The 17,196-nt window shown below is 57.4% G+C and carries 15 protein-coding genes and 7 pseudogenes; 7 read left to right on the top strand and 15 right to left on the bottom strand.

The window, feature by feature from the left end:
• Positions 1 to 63: 63 nt before the first annotated feature.
• From ACMUJL_RS04695 to ACMUJL_RS04660, 8 genes and pseudogenes are all read right to left on the bottom strand, one after another.
• Positions 64 to 279, bottom strand: a pseudogene (locus tag ACMUJL_RS04695) (transposase); the annotation flags it as partial.
• Positions 280 to 359: 80 nt separating this feature from the next.
• Positions 360 to 911, bottom strand: a complete 552-nt coding sequence (locus ACMUJL_RS04690) for a GNAT family N-acetyltransferase (RefSeq protein ID WP_375570108.1) — start codon at positions 909 to 911, stop codon at positions 360 to 362.
• Positions 908 to 1,864, bottom strand: a complete 957-nt coding sequence (locus tag ACMUJL_RS04685) for a hypothetical protein (protein ID WP_416914149.1) — start codon at positions 1,862 to 1,864, stop codon at positions 908 to 910. The genes ACMUJL_RS04690 and ACMUJL_RS04685 overlap by 4 nt, the downstream gene beginning before the upstream one ends.
• A complete protein-coding gene (locus ACMUJL_RS04680; protein ID WP_375570112.1) occupies positions 1,861 to 2,820 on the bottom strand; it encodes a glycosylase in 960 nt (319 codons plus the stop codon). The genes ACMUJL_RS04685 and ACMUJL_RS04680 overlap by 4 nt, the downstream gene beginning before the upstream one ends.
• 4 nt (positions 2,821 to 2,824) lie before the next feature.
• The gene (locus ACMUJL_RS04675) at positions 2,825 to 3,550 is read right to left on the bottom strand and encodes a WbqC family protein (RefSeq protein WP_416914148.1); all 726 of its coding nucleotides are present in this window, start codon (positions 3,548 to 3,550) and stop codon (positions 2,825 to 2,827) included.
• 28 nt (positions 3,551 to 3,578) lie between these two features.
• Positions 3,579 to 4,682, bottom strand: a complete 1,104-nt coding sequence (locus tag ACMUJL_RS04670; protein ID WP_375570116.1) for a DegT/DnrJ/EryC1/StrS family aminotransferase — start codon at positions 4,680 to 4,682, stop codon at positions 3,579 to 3,581.
• 315 nt (positions 4,683 to 4,997) lie between these two features.
• On the bottom strand, positions 4,998 to 5,414 hold the full coding sequence (locus tag ACMUJL_RS04665) for a transposase (protein WP_375570118.1): 417 nt from the start codon (positions 5,412 to 5,414) through the stop codon (positions 4,998 to 5,000).
• Between the two features lie 87 nt (positions 5,415 to 5,501).
• Positions 5,502 to 5,756, bottom strand: a pseudogene (locus tag ACMUJL_RS04660) (transposase); the annotation flags it as partial.
• Positions 5,757 to 5,813: 57 nt separating this feature from the next.
• Here ACMUJL_RS04660 and ACMUJL_RS04655 point away from each other — a divergent pair.
• Positions 5,814 to 6,041: pseudogene (locus ACMUJL_RS04655) on the top strand (integrase core domain-containing protein); the annotation flags it as partial.
• Positions 6,042 to 6,226: 185 nt separating this feature from the next.
• Here the strand turns inward: ACMUJL_RS04655 and ACMUJL_RS04650 are convergent.
• From ACMUJL_RS04650 to ACMUJL_RS04630, 5 genes and pseudogenes are all read right to left on the bottom strand, one after another.
• Entirely contained in the window at positions 6,227 to 7,288 is a 1,062-nt protein-coding gene (locus tag ACMUJL_RS04650; RefSeq protein ID WP_416914147.1) for a glycosyltransferase, read from the bottom strand.
• 6 nt (positions 7,289 to 7,294) lie between these two features.
• Complete coding sequence (locus ACMUJL_RS04645; RefSeq protein WP_375570122.1) at positions 7,295 to 8,203, bottom strand: FkbM family methyltransferase; 909 nt, start codon at positions 8,201 to 8,203, stop codon at positions 7,295 to 7,297.
• A gap of 20 nt (positions 8,204 to 8,223) precedes the next feature.
• A pseudogene (locus ACMUJL_RS04640) lies at positions 8,224 to 8,929 on the bottom strand (IS3 family transposase); the annotation flags it as partial.
• Positions 8,930 to 9,041: 112 nt separating this feature from the next.
• Positions 9,042 to 10,214, bottom strand: a complete 1,173-nt coding sequence (locus ACMUJL_RS04635; RefSeq protein WP_375570124.1) for an IS5 family transposase — start codon at positions 10,212 to 10,214, stop codon at positions 9,042 to 9,044.
• A gap of 82 nt (positions 10,215 to 10,296) precedes the next feature.
• Positions 10,297 to 10,572 (bottom strand): annotated as a pseudogene (locus tag ACMUJL_RS04630) (transposase); the annotation flags it as partial.
• A 68-nt stretch (positions 10,573 to 10,640) separates the two neighbouring features.
• Between ACMUJL_RS04630 and ACMUJL_RS04625 the strand changes: the two are divergent.
• Together ACMUJL_RS04625 and ACMUJL_RS04620 are read left to right on the top strand one after the other, a co-directional pair.
• A pseudogene (locus ACMUJL_RS04625) lies at positions 10,641 to 10,808 on the top strand (IS3 family transposase); the annotation flags it as partial.
• A 317-nt stretch (positions 10,809 to 11,125) separates the two neighbouring features.
• A complete protein-coding gene (locus ACMUJL_RS04620; RefSeq protein ID WP_375570126.1) occupies positions 11,126 to 11,866 on the top strand; it encodes a class I SAM-dependent methyltransferase in 741 nt (246 codons plus the stop codon).
• Positions 11,867 to 12,097: 231 nt separating this feature from the next.
• Here the strand turns inward: ACMUJL_RS04620 and ACMUJL_RS04615 are convergent.
• Positions 12,098 to 13,049: pseudogene (locus ACMUJL_RS04615) on the bottom strand (IS481 family transposase).
• Between the two features lie 977 nt (positions 13,050 to 14,026).
• A complete protein-coding gene (locus tag ACMUJL_RS04610) occupies positions 14,027 to 15,091 on the bottom strand; it encodes a hypothetical protein (RefSeq protein WP_375570128.1) in 1,065 nt (354 codons plus the stop codon).
• Between ACMUJL_RS04610 and ACMUJL_RS04605 the strand changes: the two genes are divergently transcribed.
• The 4 genes from ACMUJL_RS04605 to ACMUJL_RS04590 are packed head-to-tail and all read left to right on the top strand — an operon-like array spanning position 15,057 to position 17,196.
• Complete coding sequence (locus tag ACMUJL_RS04605; RefSeq protein ID WP_416914146.1) at positions 15,057 to 15,980, top strand: hypothetical protein; 924 nt, start codon at positions 15,057 to 15,059, stop codon at positions 15,978 to 15,980. The two genes, ACMUJL_RS04610 and ACMUJL_RS04605, sit on opposite strands and share 35 nt — an antisense overlap.
• Before the next feature lie 23 nt (positions 15,981 to 16,003).
• Complete coding sequence (locus ACMUJL_RS04600) at positions 16,004 to 16,594, top strand: tetratricopeptide repeat protein (protein ID WP_375570132.1); 591 nt, start codon at positions 16,004 to 16,006, stop codon at positions 16,592 to 16,594.
• A gap of 48 nt (positions 16,595 to 16,642) precedes the next feature.
• Positions 16,643 to 17,029: a hypothetical protein gene (locus ACMUJL_RS04595; RefSeq protein WP_375570134.1), complete on the top strand. Its 387-nt coding sequence runs from the start codon at positions 16,643 to 16,645 to the stop codon at positions 17,027 to 17,029.
• Positions 17,026 to 17,196 carry a hypothetical protein gene (locus ACMUJL_RS04590; RefSeq protein WP_416914145.1) on the top strand — a complete coding sequence of 57 codons (171 nt, stop codon included), beginning with the start codon at positions 17,026 to 17,028 and terminating at the stop codon, positions 17,194 to 17,196. The genes ACMUJL_RS04595 and ACMUJL_RS04590 overlap by 4 nt, the downstream gene beginning before the upstream one ends.

Raw genomic sequence — 17,196 nt, 5'->3', positions numbered from 1 at the left:
GCCTGCATCGAATATCACGGTGACGATCAGAGCCAGCTACACCACGCCATGGGGCACTATCAAGACGCCCTTGTCGCTCCACCGCTTCCAGCGATTGTAGAGCGTCTTTGATGGGCCATATTCCGCAGGCGCGTCCCGCCACCGTAAGCTATTGCGATTGATGAATATAATCCCGCTCAAAATAAGCCTGTCATCAACCTGTGGCCTGCCGTGAGACTTCGGAAAGAAAGGTTCGAGACGCGCCATCTGCGCATCGGTCAGCCAGAAAAGATCGCTCATGTCGCCGCTCCATTCTGGAAGCGGTGGTTCAGAGGTTCACACCAAAATCAATGGGTCCTGACCTTAGTCACATCCAACACTTAGGTGTCTTGATCTGTGGAACCCACAGGATGAGATCGCCGCGGCAATAGCCGCACAAGGGTCAGTTCGTCACCGCTGCGCTCGCTTTCGACGAAACCTAGAGCGTGATAGACTTGACGCGCTGCCATTGCCCCTGTGTGGACCCTAAGGTTGATCTGCACGAAACCTGCATTTTTGGCGTGTTGCAGCGCCGCGAAAACCAGCCTTCGCCCAATCCCTGTCCCTTGGTGGGCCTTGTCCACGCTGACTGATGTGATGAAGGCATCAACCTGATCCTCCGCATTGCAATACAGTGCCACCAGCCCGACAAGTGTCTCCTTGTGGCGGCCGCAATGCCACGCCTCGACTCTTTCGGACTTGTCCATAAGGCGGGCTGCATATTCGGGCAGCTTCACACGCGACGAAAGAGGTGGGCTGAATGCAGTGTCGCAGCGCCATAGATGGTCCAGTACAGCTTCAAGCGACGCCGTGTTGTGACGCAGCACAATACCGCCCTGATTGGCATCACCCGGCTCGTTGTCCGGGCGCGCAGAGCGATCTGTTCCGGTCACAGGTCTAGACGCGCCAAGCCGAAGCCGTACCGACCGAATGCATTCCCATTGTACAACATGTGAAGCACGCCCTGATGAACAAAAAGGTGCGGATAACACTGCATTTCAGAATCCCATGCCCCAGCCTGAGGAGCCATAGCCAGCACGTCATCGTCGCGCGTCCAGTTTTCCAAATCATCCGACCAAGCATAGCCCAATCGGTAGGCCCGGGCGCGGTCATGACGAAAACCGTGCGCATCTCTATAGCAAAATGCCATGTGATATCGCCCACCGTACCAAGCGACGCTAGGCAGGGCCTGGCATTCATCCAAACCGATCTGGTCAGGCAGGATGGTTTTTCCGCCAGAGGGTTCCCAGAAAACGCCATCTACCGATGTGGTATGACCGATCTTGTAAACTCGGTCGGGCGGCGATTCGGCAGTTTCGCGTACCCACCGCTGGCCAAATATGTAGAACATATGGAACCGCTGAAAAGCCTCTAAAACGAATCCGTCGCACACGAGCATTGGTTCGTGCAGGCTCGGCCCAAGGATAGGGCCATCGCCGATCCGGCTGAATGTCTCGCCGTCATCATAGCTTACTACAAGGCCGATTCCGGTATCCACCGACACAGAGACACGCCTGTTCCAACCCGTCGTGTACCCGCGGATTTCCGAGCCGCTACGAAGCACGCTAAGCGGGAAGATCCCATGCTCGTCAAAGGTGCCAAGTGCACCCAGCGGCAGGATTTGATGCGATGACACACCGCGGATCGTGCGCAGGTCCATATCAAAATCCACATAGGCGGGGTGGCTGCGAAACGTGCCGTCTGTTTCCGCAGACCTTGTGGAGAAATACACACGCAAACCATTGTCACGCATGAGGGTTTGCGGCGATTGGGCGAAATCAACGCAGCCCGTCAGCAATCTATGCGCCCGCGGATCGAAAATCTGTCCAAGCCTTTGCAATGTCATGGCCGGGCCTGCAGCCTTGCGAGCCCGAAGCCGTCGCGGCCCACACCATTTCCAAGATATGCAACATAGGTTTCACCGTTTGCCATGAACACATGCGGATAGCTGACCATTTCGCTGTCCCAACCGCTCTGCGAAGGGTGTAGACCAGCCAACGTGTCGTCGCGATGCCAGTTCACAAGATCAGTGCTATGCGCATATCCAATGCGATATCCGCGCTCATGGCCGCGATACCCGGTTGAGTAACGGTAGCAGAAGAACATGTGATAGCGCCCGTTATGGAAATGTACGTCCGGGCTTGCTTGCGCCTCGTCAGGTTCGATGCGAGGTGGTATCAGATCCCGCCCATGTTTGTGCCACTGAAAGCCGTCGCGGGATGTCGCCATTCGGATTCGATAAACTGGTTCGGCGCGGCCATCGGCCATCTTCCAAGATCGTCCGGCGATGTAGAACAGATAAAAAAGGTCGCCGAACCGACGGATTTTTGGTCCGCTCATAACGAAAGGCTCGTACGGGGAATAGCCAATCACCGGCCCCGGCCCGCGCCGTTCGAAACTGACGCCCCCGTCACGACTGACCGCAACGCCAATTGCAACGTTGAAGGGTACGCTGCGGCATCTGGTCCAGCCACCGTAATAGGCCCAGATCTCGTCGTTGCGCGAAATTACCGACACCGGGTAGGTGCCGAATTCGTCGAACGTGCCAAGTTCACCCAGTGACAGTATGGGCGCGTCAGCAACTTTCAACACACGGGTGGGGTCTGCAGGATCCAGATCGACCCAAGCCGAGTAGCTGACGAACTGTCCATCTGGATCGGCCGGCGGACGACAGGAAAAATACATCCGCAACGCACTATCTCGTTGCAGCGACGCTGGCGCCTGCGCAAAGGAATGAAGCCACGGCCTATCGCCAACAGCAGCAGGGTTGAACACCAGCCCGAGTTTTTGCCAGATAAACATTGAGTCAGCTCCGCGGGGCTACGCGCTCGAATCCAGTCGTTAGGAATTCGCAGATGCGGTCAAGGTCGTTGAACATCATCACGTCCAGGATTGAAAGACTCGGTTGAAACGGCTCGACGAACTGCGCGTAGTGCACCTTGGTCGTTCTTATGAACCCTAGCGACACATCATGGGCAGCGAAAGCCCCGGCATCATACAATTCAAGGCCTCCGATCGGGTTCACATAGTCCGTAGCCCCAAGCGCCGTGCAGATTCCGATTACTCTGTCCTGACCCTGCAGTGGAGAAGCCTCGCGGCAAGGTAAAGGCTCGATTGCCGAGGATACGACAATCGGTGTCTTAATCCCTATATGCTGGCAAGTCAGCCGCAGACTGTGGTCCAGAAAGTCAAACAGTGATTTTGAGGCATAGTTCAGGATCTCGTGCACAACCGGCATCGTTACGGCAAATTGTGGGGCGCCACGATAGGCCCCCTCGATCTGGCCAATTAGTTTTCCGGGGACATAACTTTCTGCGACGTACCTTTGGTAGATATCCAGATGATCTGCATCCTTGCGCACCGGCACAGTAAACGTAACGGGGTCGCCATTGCGCAGCATGCGGTTTCGGTTGATCCAACCCTTCTTGGTATACTTGATTCGGTCGTAGACCACGAACCGATCAACATGATTTATCAGTTGGAAATAGCCGATGTACGGCAGAAGATAGGGCTGCATGATCGCAATCCGCACGGCCATAACTCCTTCTCGGTCAACTGGTTCAGGGCCGGATCAAGTCCAAAACCCGGTCCACTTCGGCGTCCGTCATGTCAGGATAAATAGGCAGGCACAGAATCTCCGCGGCCCCCTTTGCTGCGTGGGGCAGACGCGAGATGTCGGCACTGGGCAGACTGCTGTACATAGGGAATTCGGGGATCAGCGGATAGAAGTACCGACGTGGATGTACACCATTTTCCTTCATATGGTGGTATAACGCATCGCGGCTCATGCGGAAACCGTCCTGCACCCGAATAGGAAAGTAAGAAAAGTTATGGCGTATTTGACCGCTGCCGGCCAAGCAGGCGATGCCCGGAACATCCGCCAGACCTTCACGATATCGTCTGTCTATCTCACCACGGCGCGCGATTGCCGCATCGACGTACTTCAGTTGCACCAAGCCAAGTGCCGCGTTCAATTCACTCATTTTGCCGTTGATCCCGGGCTGCACAACGCGCGTTTCGCCTTCGTGCCCGAAATTCTTCAACTGGTCGATATAATCCTTCATCGCGCGGGTTTCGCTCACGATTGCGCCGCCCTCGAAGGTGTTGAAAACCTTCGTGGCATGGAAACTCAGCACCGAAAGGTCGCCATGGTTCAGCACACTACCGCAATGGCAATCAACCGCGAAAGCATGTGCAGCATCGTATATTACCGGCAGGCCATGCGCCTTGCCGATCGCATCGATTGCATCGACATCCGCCGGATGACCGTAGCAATGAACTGCAAGAATGGCCGCAGTCCGATCGGTGATCGCCTCTTCTATGGTGGTTGGGTCCAAGTTCAATGTGTCGGGGCACACATCTACGAACACCGGCGTCGACTTCGTCCATAGCACGGCATGTGTCGTCGCAACAAACGAGAAAGGGGTCGTGATAACCTCTCCTTCGACATTCAACGCCTGCAACGCTGTGAGAAGCGCAATTGTTCCGTTGTTGAACAGTGAAATGTACGGAACCCCAAGATACGCGCACAGCGCGTCTTCAAGTTCAGCGTGATAGGGTCCGCAATTTGTCAATTGTCCAGATGCCCAGATCGCGTCCAAATATCCCTTGAACTCCTCAATCGGTGGGAGCAATGGCTTGGTAACAAACATTTCTTTATCCATGTCGACAAACGTCCTATGAATGGGGCACCAAGGCAAGCGCACAAGCGCCAGACCACAGTCGCCGACCTTTGATATCCGGTAAGTCTGCGGATGCAAGCGCATATTGGCGACGGCCCTCAGCGCAGTATGGTGCGTGAATGACCATATGGCGACCAAACGCCTCACAGCAGGTTCGGTAGGTTTGGCGACGGAATGGCATGTCCGGCTTTCGTGCCGCCCCGACAACATGCCCCAGTGAGATAGAGCTCATTGGAAAATTGGATTTTCAAGTTCAGCATAGAATGCCTAAGTCCAAGAATAAAAGGCATTTTGCTATCATTCACACAAGACACTTGTGCCTTGCAACGCGACTGCGAAGATCGCCAGCACAGCCGACAGCGCGGTAGCGCCCTCCACCAATATCCGCCGACCATCTGACAACGTGATGTCGAGGCGCTGCACCATAGTGGGGCTTGTTGACGGATTGGGCAAAATGGGTGCCGCTGAGGCGGACGTCATGCCCGCAACCTCGACTGGAAGAATCGTTACGCCCTCAGGCACGGGCAAATCCGCAACCGGATCCTCTGATGAAAACCGAGGATCGCGAAGCCATTTGTGGATCAGATTGGCATTCATGGCGTAGCGACGCGCAACCTGCGCAACCGAAACCCCAACAACCCGCGCTTGCGTGCAGATTGACGCCTTCTCTTCGTCTGACCAAACCCGCTTCTTCTGCCCCTTCTTCCCCGCCATCGCTCACCTCAAGATGTCCACTATCATTGGTGGACATCTAGCAGGCACTCCTTCCCGACGTCAGAGCGGGGCAACTGGACGGATACGGCCAACCAGTCGCAGCAGACTTTCGACGAAGCCGGTTGTCTGCCGCAGCGCCATCCCGAACAGCACCTTCATCTAAAGGCACGTCTTTATAGCGGCGTCGCTGTAGCTCTGCTGGCGGCCACGCCTGCCTGTCGGCGCGGCATCCCAGCTCATCTCAGGGTCGAACCAGATTGTCAGCGAACCCCGGCGCTTGAGCGCTTCGTTATAGGCTGGCCAGTTCTTGGTCCTGTAGGTTAGGGGTGTAGGTCTGCTCATGCATCCCAGCTACCACGCTGAATTCACAATATGAATCCCCCACGCGATTTGTGCAACAGAGCCCATCAACGCCCCTCCGTCAGGCAGGCGGTGCCAATGGCGCGGTTACCCATCAACGCCTTCGTCGAGCACTACAACCATCGCCGATATCACGAAAGCCTCGGCAATCTGACACCCGCCGACGTCTACTTTGGGCGCGGCCCGGCAATCCTGGCAGAAAGGGAGAAGATTAAAACACAGACCATCCAGAACCGGCGCTTGATCCATCAGCGCCAAGCAGCATAACGTCAACCAAAAGAGCCGGAGCCCTCCAGACCAAAATCACGCCGTCTGTGCCAAATCATTCTACGACGGACAGTCTGCAGTTAGACAAAATCCCACTGTCCCAAATTTCTCGCAAATATGAAGTGAAGTCTTCGAGTGGCTGAAGATAGGGTTTGGTAACGAAAATCTCATCCATCATGGCAACATCAACGTCCGAGCAGCTTATTTTTAACGGCCCGACGCCAAAGTTTGAACAACCGGCGCGGGGGTAATTCTCGCAGCTGTGTTTCAAAATTCCGAATTATTTGTTCTGCGGGCAGACTGCGTAGCTGCGTTTCGAAGTTCCGAATTATTTGTTCTGCGGGCAGACTGCGTAGCTGCGTTTCGAAGTTCCGAAGTATTTGTTCAGCAGGCAAACTGCGTAGCAGTAACCCACTGAGGTAAAGCGTCGATTGAAAGGCGGCGTTGGCAGCTGAGGGGTCTGATTGCTCCTCGTGGAATGCTGCGAGGTGCATATGCGCGATTGCTGCCATCCACAATTGCCGTTCGTGTGTCTTGCTTGAATGAATGCCATTGGGATGTACACGGTAAAAACAGGGCTTCAGATCTGTCAGGTAACGTCCGCCCCCATGATAACCCAACATGCTCCATACCATTACGTCTCCGATAGTGGCAGTTCTTATGAACAGCGAGGGTGTGGTTCCACGGTATATATTGCGAAAGCAGGCAGTCATCGTGTTGATGGATGGCGCATTCTTCAAATCTGCCGGGGATAAGTCGTGCTCGATGCCGCCAACATATGCGACCGGGTCGCCAGCCTCTGAAATGCCTTGGACAGGACCATAGGTCAGCGCGACGTCCGGCTCACTGTCGAGGACAGCCACCTGAGTTTCCAACTTGTGTGGGTCGCACCAATAGTCGTCACCGTCACAAATCGCGATGTATTCGCCGTTGGCCTTGGGCATTACATACGCGAAATAGGGATTTACCCCTTTAGAATATAGATTTTCGGCCTGAAGAATTGTGCGAAAGACCGTCGGGTATCGCGCCGCATAGTCACGAATTATATCAGCGGTGCCGTCCGTCGAGGCATCGTCATAGATCAAAACCTCAATCCGAAAATCGGAAACCTGATCCAGAAAGCCTTCGAGACATTGTACGATGTAGTGTTGATGATTGAAGGTAATAACGCAGATTGACACCTTGACCGGTTCATCTTCGCCAAACTCCCGGTCACGCAGTGGTGTAGTCATTGTGAGAGCTGCCATCGGGTCTCAGTCATAAGCTCTAGAGACCGTGTCAAGGAGCGTCCCCTTGCGGACAAAAACTGCTTCGACAAGCCACAAGACACCCTTGTTAGGAGTCCTGTTCAAATCAGTTATGTCAAACAGTCGGTACCCGAGAGAGTCCATTTTCTCGAACACAGCTGTTGCTGTATTCGGATACGTCGGACACGCTACCGTGGCCTCGACAAGCAAAATCTGAGCATGAGAAAGTGTATTTGGTGCGCCCTCGCAAACATTTAGGTCCAATCCTTCGGCGTCGATTTTTACCATGTCAGGCGGGCCAAAGACAGATGCGGCCATCGCTGTGTCGAGCCTGCAGATCTCAACTTCGGCCTGAGCGAGACCCTGATCTTCTGCCTCACTCGCAGAATAGATGAAACTGGAACTGTCATCTCGACCATGGAAAGTGAACGGGGCAGAGCCATCAAAATCCCCGACGCCTTTGTAGTACATCTCCACGCGAGGATCGACCGCCAAATCCGTGTGTTTGTCCACCAACATCTCCTGCGGTTCAAAGGCGCTGACATTCGCGTCGGGAAACACGATACGCGCTGTACGTGTCCAGTTTCCGTGATTGCAGCCGACGTCCACGATGTGACGGGGTTCAAAGCCGAGCGACGCAAGCGTCTCAAACAACCGACCGGTGGGCGAGGAGAGTAGCTGTTGTTTTTTGTCGTCCGCGTCTACATGAGTATCACCTTTATGCGGGTGAGCCAGCGAACGGGCTTTTCGTACGAGTTTTTTTAAGATACCGGCCATGTCTGCCATTTTATAGTTATTCTGTGCGGCGTTGCCAGAGCTTAAAAGCGAGACTCGTGAAAGATATACACCGACTTGAAGTCTTTGGGTTATCTGTCCCGTTTCATCTTCGGGATCAGGTCCGTGGAGTGCCCCCATCGGGTGGTCCAGTTTGAATGTTAGTACATGGTCGGTCTCTGGTCTATCGGGACGATGCTTTTGGGCGCTGGCGGTCGGTATCCGAGAGCGCTGTGCGGCCTGACGGTGTTGTAGTGACGTCGCCATCGTTCGATCAGGATTTGAGCTTCGCGCAACGTCGTGAAGATCTCGCCATTGAGCAGCTCATCCCGGAAACGGGCGTTGAAGCTCGCGCAGTAGCCGTTCTCCCACGGTGATCCTGGGGTGATGAATGCCGTTTTGGCACCCACCGCACCGATCCAGGCGCGCACCTTCTTGGCGATAAATTCTGCGCCATTGTCCGACCTTATGTATTCCGGCGAGCCGCGCAGGATGAACAGATCGGTCAAGGCATCGACCACGTCGACAGAGTTGAGTTTGCGTTTCACACGGATCACCAGCACCTCCCTCGTGAACTCGTCGATGATGTTGAGTGTGCGGAAGATCCGCCCGTCGTGCGTCCGATCCTGGACAAAGTCATAGGACCAGACATGGTTCGGGCGTTCCGGCCGCAGCCGGATAGCGCCCAAACTCTTCGGCCAGCGCGGTGATGTCCTCTGTCAGCCGTGCTTCGTCCGGCAGACCACAGGGCACCTTGCGCTATGTCGAGCGGTGCATTGATCATGTGCGGCAAACCCTGCGCTCGGACACGCTGAGGGTTTGCCGCACATGATCAATGCACCGCCGGCGGCGGGAGGGGCTTAGCAGGTCGCTGAAATAGTAGCTGAGCCGGAACGCTTTCCCGTCATCAGGTCTGGTTCGACTGATGGGTCATGTCTGTCGGCGCGTCCGCGGCTCGCTCCTGGGTCCATCTTTCCCTTCATGTCCCCAGCAACCGTGGTAGCCGGGCAAGATTGTTGGCAGCCATGGTCAGGATGAAGCGGGATCGGACGCGTTCAACGCCCCGATACATGGTCGGTGCCATGCCGCCGACGGTTTTGGCCCAGCCGAACGGCTCTTCGATCTTCTTTCGGTGCTTCTGTGACAACGCATATCCCTCGTGTCGGGTCGTGCGCCCGTCGATCGCTGAATATCTCGATTTCCGGGCGACATGGGGCGTGACGCAGGCTTGGCGCAGGTCGGACACGAACCCGGCCGCGTCATACCCCTTGTCGGCACCCAGCGTCAGCCGCCGCGTCGATCCGGGGGAATGGCGATGGATCATGTCCAGCGCCGCCTTGCGCTCGGCATGACCGTCGGCCTGGGTCAGATCACCCTGCACGACCAGCCCGTTGCGGTTCTCCATCAGAGTATGCCCCATGAAGCACAGCATAGCACCCGTGCCGGGGGATTTCTTGTAAAGGCGCGCATCCGGATCGGTCGTCGAGGCATGGGTGGTGTTGGACCGCTTCTCGCCCTTGAAGTCGACCTCGGCATTGCGATAGCGGTGGCTGTTGCGGGGCATCGGGTCTGTCTCGGCTGGGGTCTCGGAAGGCGCGGGCTCAAGGGTGGTATCAGGGGCGGGCGGATCGCCCGGCCCTTCGTCGTCAGGCGGGGTCGCCTCGGCCTTCGGCTGGAAACTCTTCATCGATGCCCAAGCCTTGATGAGCGTTCCATCGACAGAGAAATGCTCGTCCGACAGCAGCGGCGCTACCTCGCGATGCGCCAGGATCGCTGCCATCACCTTTCGCGACATGTCCGTCGTCAGCAGCCGGTCCCGGTTCTTGGTGAATACGGTGGGGACCCAGACCGGATCGTCGTTCCCAAGGCCGACAAACCAGCGGAACAGCAGGTTGTAATCCATCTGCTCCATCAACTGACGCTCCGACCGGACAGAGAACAGTATCTGCAGAAGGCCCGCTCGGATCAGGCGCTCCGGCGGGATCGAGGGCCTGCCGAAATCAGTGTAGAGCGTCTCGAAGTCCGCGTCCAAACTTGCCAGCGCGTCATTGACCACCTGTCTGATCTTGCGCAGCGGGTGTCGCGACGGGATGCGCTCCTCCAGAACGACATAGCTGAACAGCGATCCGCTCGTCTCGTCCAAACCCCGCATGATAACCCCCGCCGTTTCCGTGCCGAGGGTGAATCATGTTCTCAAACCGCTGTCGAGGCAGGACTATTTCAGCGTTCTGTTAGACGTTTCCCCGCGCAGCCTCGGTCAAGATCATCTTGTCCAGGGTTAGATCCGATACGGCACGCCGGAGCCGTGTGTTCTCTGTCTCCAGCTCCTTCAGCTGTTTGAGCTGATCGCGGCTCATGCCGCCATACTGTTTGCGCCACCGGTAGTAGGTCTGAACGGTAACACCGATCTGCCGAACAGCATCAGTGATCGAATTGCCCTGTCCTTGCATAACTTCAACCTGCCGCAGCTTCAGCACGATCTCTTCGGGTTTGTCTCTCTTTCCAGCCATCTCTGGTCCTCCTGAAATGGAATAACACTATCCCAGTTGTTGGACCGCTTCAGTGGGGGCACTCCACTGCCTTCGTCGAGTACTACAACCATCGCCGATATCACGAAAGCCTCGGCAATCTGACACCTGCCGACGTTTACTTCGGGCGCGGTCCGGCAATCCTGGCAGAAAGAGAGAAGATCAAAGCACAGACCATCCAGAACCGCCGCTTGATCCATCAGCGCCAAGCAGCATAACATCAACCCACAGAGCCGGAACCCTCCAGACCAAAATCAAGCCGCCTGTTCCAAATCATTCGACGACGGACAGTTCGAGCAGCAGGTTGGATCGCATCAGAAAGAGACCGAATGGCTGAAGGGCAGGCTGGAATTGGCCCAAGCCGAGAATGCAAAGCAAAAACAGGGCGTAATTGATCGCTTGTGGCGGAAGTTGCGGCGCAATCAGTGACGCCGACTATACACCCGACGCCAACGTGACTATGAAGAGCATCAGGAAGCGGCATCCTCGTGAGACACCACTGTAGGACCGCCGAAAGGCGAAAAGAGGGGACTAAATGGCTGGTAAGCGTGATTACGATGCCGAGTTCAAAGATACCGAAGCGCGACGCTATGCGTATAATTTCGATTTCGACGTGATGCATAAATACATGCTACAAGCGTTTGAACCGTTTCTGCGCGATGGATCGATGCTGGAACTTGGCAGCTTCAAAGGCGATTTCACCCGCCGCTTGATCGGACGCTATCCGGACCTGCACTGCGTTGAGGCCTCTCGAGAGGCGCTGGAGGCAGCCCGATCAGTTCTGCCGCCGAGTGTCACTTTCCATGAGGGCATGTTCGAGACGATCAGCCTGCCCCAACGCTACGACAACATCGTGCTTACTCATGTTCTTGAACATCTGGACGATCCGGTGCGGGTGCTACGGAGGATCAACGATGAATGGTTGACCGAAGGGGGACGCTTCTTCCTCGTGTGCCCGAACGCAAACGCGCCATCTCGGCAGATCGCGGTACAGATGGGGCTAATCAGCCACAATGCTGCAGTGACACCTGCAGAGGAGGAGCATGGCCATCGTATCACGTACAGCCTTGACACGTTGGAGCGAGACGCACGCAAAGCGGGGCTGCGCGTCGTGCATCGCTCTGGGATCTTCTTCAAGGCTCTGGCGAACTTCCAGTGGGACAGGCTCTTGGACACGGACATCATATCCGAAGGGTACCTCGACGGCTGCTATGCGCTTGGACAGAAGTATCCGGATCTGTGCTCGAGTATTTTCCTGATGTGCCAGCGAGACTGACTGGGCGCAGCGGACGCTGAACAAAGCAATATGCCCAAACTGTCCCATGGGCGCTGACGTCAGACACGGTTTGGGGCGTTCGTACAGGTCCGAGCAGTTTACGTGAACGGCAGGAAAGTCAGCATCTCGGTCATAGCCCCGTTTTTTCGTCAGGGTCGGGTCACGGTCGAAGCTGCCGTTGGCGCAGGTATCGATTTATAGGTCCAGAGCCTACCTGTCACATCCCGGAAGTTAATATGGCTGTTTCTTGAACAGCTCTGGCTTGAGTTTGTGACAGTCATTCATCGCCTGCAAGGGCGTCTTACTGCCCAGGGCTGATTGCGGGAGCTGCTGGTTATAGAGCCAGACGTAGCGGTACAGCGTTGTCTCTAACTCTTCGCCGGATCAGAAGTGGTGGCTTTGCAGCACCTCTTCGATGCGGCAATTGAAACGCTCGACCATGCCGTTGGTCTGAGGTGACTTTGGCGGCGTGAAGCGATGCTCGATTTCGAGGGCGCTGCACAGCGTGTCGAACTCGTGCGCCCCGGTCGCGGCACGCTTGCGCAAGCCGAAGAGGCGATCTGTGAACTCCTTGCTATTATCCGTAAGAATTGTGCGACTGCGCAGCGGAAAAGCGCGTTCAAGGTCACGAAGGAAGCGGCGGGCATTGACTGCTGTTTTGGCTTTGAAGACGCGGATGAAGACCCAACGTGTCGCTCGGTCGATTGCCACGAAAAGGTAGCGGCGGGAACTCTCATCGGCCATTTGCGGCAGGTATTTCACGTCGATATGCAGGTGGCCGGGTTCATCGGCCTTGAAGGCGCTGTGCTTCGGCTTTGGTGCTTTGGCCTTCAGATCGCGCAGGTTTCCAACGCCATGCCGACGCAGGCAGCGGTCCAGCCCAGAGAGCGAGGCGTTCGGTTTCAGAAACTCGCGCACCACCGCCAGCAGGTCATCTAGCGATACCAGCAGCGTCGTGCGCAAGGCCACCGCAATGGCCTCTTGGGCCGGGGTCAGCGTCGTTTGCAGCCGGTGCGGCGTATGAATGCGATCCTCAACGCTGTCGCGGTGACGCCACTTATACACAGTCTGCTCTGTCGTGCCGAAGCGTTCCGCCAGAGTCGATGCAGGCTCATCGCTTGCCTGGATCGCCGCCCTTACCTTTTGGTGTCGTCGTTGCCTGATTGTGAAGATGGATCAGCATGGTCGAACCCCGTCCCGAATGTCCCTCAGAACCGATCTTGCCATGAAAAACGCAGATCGCCGAGGGTCTATGTGATCATCCGGGATGGAACACCTACCTTTTTGGAAGACGAGTTTGATGAAGAGTCGCGTTGTGATTGCTCGGTGAACGTTTGAAGAACTAGTCCGAGAGTAGTGTGTAATTCATGTGTAAATGTGTGGGGTGAGTTCTGGTTTTGTCCAGATCTTTTCAGACCGTTTCTGGAGGCGCGACTTGCAAACACTCAAACGATTTCAAAGGCTTCAGATTACTTTGGATAGATCCCAATTTGGGGGGGCGAAAATTGAAAATCCTCGTGTCGGTGGTTCAATTCCGCCCCCGGGCACCACTTTAAAACGTAAAATCAAGCGATCAGCCCTGTCATGGGCGTTGTTCCCCGCGTGGGTGTCGGATAACGCGTTTGTGGTGGACTTAAGCGGGACAGTGCGGGCTGGGGCAGTTCCCCCGGCGTTCGCAAGCGCTGTGTTGGTCACGGCCCTCACTGCGCGGGTCTTTCCGGGACTGCGTGCGATCACAGTCAGGCGAAGGGGCGTCCGCGCATTGTGGGAAGACGCCGAAGACACGGCTGCACGGCCGCCTGCAGCAGTCAACTGACGGGTCGGTCGGATCTCGCCAATCCGTGCTGACCTGGCAGAGCAGCATGAGCGTCGCGTGAGGCCGGGCAGTAATCAGGTGTCAGGCCCAGAGCCATGGACCTGACGTATTCACGGAACGCCGCGGATATTCATTTGGGGTATCGTTCAGGGACGACGATCCGCGCCGATGCGATGGATGATCCCGGCTGTGCTCTTGCTTGACCGAACGGTGGTGGCGTTGGCACCGGGACCCCTGGTTGCGATGTCAGGCCTTGTCCCTTCACCTGACGCATCAGGCGGCTGTCGGGATTATGCAGCCACGTCCAAGAAAATGCTTGCCAAGTCAGGCAGGTTTGTTTTTGCTCACAGTCGGTTAATCGTTTTGTAAAGAGTATTTGTCATGACAATGACCCGTGCAGAAGCTTCGCGATATACATCGTCCATGGGCACGAGCAGTTCCAGTTCGACCCCATCCCGCAGTTCCAGTTCGACGCCGTCGCGCAGTAGCTCGTCGAGTTCGACGCCGTCGCGCAGTTCCAGCTCCAGCTCGACGCCATCGCGCAGCAGCTCGTCGAGTTCGACACCGTCGCGCAGTTCCAGCTCCAGCTCGACCCCGTCGCGCAGCAGCTCGTCAAGTTCGACGCCGTCGCGCAGCTCGTCCTCCAGCAGCAGCTCCAGCATGACCCGTGCAGAAGCCTCGCGATATACATCGTCCATGGGCACGAGCAGTTCCAGTTCGACCCCATCCCGCAGCACCAGCTCGACGCCGTCGCGCAGCAGCTCGTCGAGTTCGACACCGTCGCGCAGTTCCAGCTCCAGCTCGACCCCGTCGCGCAGTAGCTCGTCGAGCTCGACGCCGTCGCGCAGTTCCAGTTCCAGCTCGACGCCATCGCGCAGCACCTCGTCGAGCTCGACTCCGTCGCGCAGCTCGTCCTCCAGCAGCAGCTCCGGCATGACCCGTGCGGAGGCTTCGCGGTTTACATCGTCCATGGGCACGAGCAGTTCCAGTTCGACCCCATCCCGCAGCACCAGTTCGACGCCATCGCGCAGTACCTCGTCGAGCTCGACGCCGTCGCGCAGCTCGTCCTCCAGCAGCAGCTCCAGCATGACCCGTGCGGAGGCTTCGCGGTTTACATCGTCCATGGGCACGAGCAGTTCCAGTTCGACCCCATCCCGCAGCACCAGTTCGACGCCATCGCGCAGTACCTCGTCGAGCTCGACGCCGTCGCGCAGCTCGTCCTCCAGCAGCAGCTCCAGCATGACCCGTGCGGAGGCTTCGCGGTTTACATCGTCCATGGGCACGTACGGTTCCAGTTCAAGCCCATCGCGCAGCTCGTCCTCCGGGAGCGGCTCCGGCATGACCCGCGCGGAAGCCACACGGTTCACGTCGTCCATGACGACCACGCCCGCGCGCACGACGCCGTCCATGACCCGGGCCGAGGCGACGCGCTATACCTCCAGCATGACCACGACGCCTTCGCGCACCGCGTCGTCAACCTCGCCCCTGTCACGTGCCGAGGCGTCGCGCTTTACATCTGACATGGGCAATTCGCCTTCCGCCCCGACCAACAGAAGTCAGACCGCGGCGTATCAGACGCTGTGGTCCTCCATGGCCTATACCGGTGTCACCGGCATTGGCGGCAACACGGTTGGCGACGCAAGGGTCCGGCAAGAGGCGGCCCTGGCGCAGATCAGGGGCCAGTCGAACGCAACCACATTCGAAGCCGCGGCGATCATTGCAGGGGGCAACATAAGAACCCGTGAACAAATGGCTGCCATGGGCTTTCCCATGGTGAACCGCGTGGCCATCGGGCTGGGTCTGCAGCGCGCGAGCTATGAGGTGCGCTATTCTTCCGTGGCAGGCACGCAACTGCGGATCAACGTCAATTCCACACTGCGCACCGGGCCCGGCAATGTCAGGACACGCCTGACCTTTTCGCAAGGCGCGAACGGGGAATGGGTGCGAACCTCAGGTGATGTTGGCCTGAACATCCAGCCGCAACGCACGGCGACACCGAGAAGCAATGTCGGCTTTTTCGGTGGCCTGCGCTTTACCAATGAAGGCGTCAGTGCGACAGGTAGCGGCTCGGCCACCATACGCAGCCCGATCAATACCACGCATGGCGGTTCGGTCAGTGTCACGTCACCGACCCTGCGGTATAATTCGATCCTTCCGGCACGCAACAATCCCGTGCCCGGGCCAGCATCGCCGCAACGGTCACTGGCATCGCCGACCTTGCAAAGCAGACCGATGACGTCGACGGAACGAAATGCTGCGATTGCTGACATCTCGCGATATCTGAATTCGGTGAGATGAGGACGTTGCGGACACTGGTCCTCATGACGGGACTGTTGCTGGGGGTGCATTTTCTGAATGCGCCCCCGGTCGCGGCGCAGTCAGGCCGGTGCGCAGACCTGTTTTCGGTGCCTCAAAAGGTGAAATGTGTGCTGGTCAACGGCAACTTCACCGAGCTTGAGGACATGCTGACGACGCTTCTGCCAGACACACCTGTGGAGGAGGTCCCCCTTGTGATCGAGGGCCTTGAACATGACCGGGCGCAGGGCAATGTGCTGGCCATGCTGGGGCTGGGCGCGATCCATGAAACCGGCATCGCACCCGTCCCGCAGGATATATCGAAAGCGGCCGGGTATTTTCTGGATGCCGCCACGGCCGGTTCCACGGAAGCCATGTTGCGCCTTGCCATGATCTATTGTGATGGCCGCATTCCGGCGCCGGACCTTGAATGCTTCTATTTCCTGCGGAACGCGGCCGAATTCGGCCAGGCGGATGCGCTGCTGATCCTGGCCGCGCAGCTGGTCGAGAAGGCTGACGATTTTGACGGGGCACAGACCTATCTGGAAAAGGCGATCAGTCTCGGCGTTCCCGGTGCCGAGAGCGCCCTCAGAACATTGCTGCAGAGCCGCATCTGAATGACGTTTTTACGCGGTTGGCGCAGGATATGCCTGGAAAAAAAGTCATTGCTGCGCGAGATCACCCTGTGCAGGGATGGCGCGGACCTCTGGGTCGGCTTTACCGAAGTCAGCCCGGAAGGCCCGGATCAGATCGTGTATCTGCCCGTCACCCGCATCCTGCCCATGGCTGATGCGCTGGACACGGTGGCGGCGCGCGACGACCGGAAATACCTGTTCGTGCACTACGCCATCGAGGGCAGGGATTGCTGGGGCAAGCCTGCCAGATTTCACGGCGCGGCCTATATGCTGTCAAGTTTCCGCTACCGTCCGGGTCTTTCGTTCAGCGGGCGGGATGGCCTGTGGTCGGTCTGGTTCGTGTCCGGCCGCCATGCACGGCTGGTCGCACGGTTGCTGCGCCAGATCCACGCGCGGCATGGCAAGGCCCAGCCATGAAACAGGCGCATATCAGGCTGGAAACCATCGATATCCTGCTGGAGTTGATGCTGGAACGGGGCTTGCCCATCAGCCGGGCACGCGAGTCCTTGACCTTCTTGATGCCGCGCAGACGATCGAGTTTCCGCTTGCGGCCTCGATTCTGGCGCAGGGTGGTGCGGACCTGA

The organism is Seohaeicola sp. (assembly GCF_048006315.1).
Lineage (GTDB): Bacteria > Pseudomonadota > Alphaproteobacteria > Rhodobacterales > Rhodobacteraceae > Seohaeicola.
This window is presented reverse-complemented; position numbering and strand designations above follow the sequence as displayed.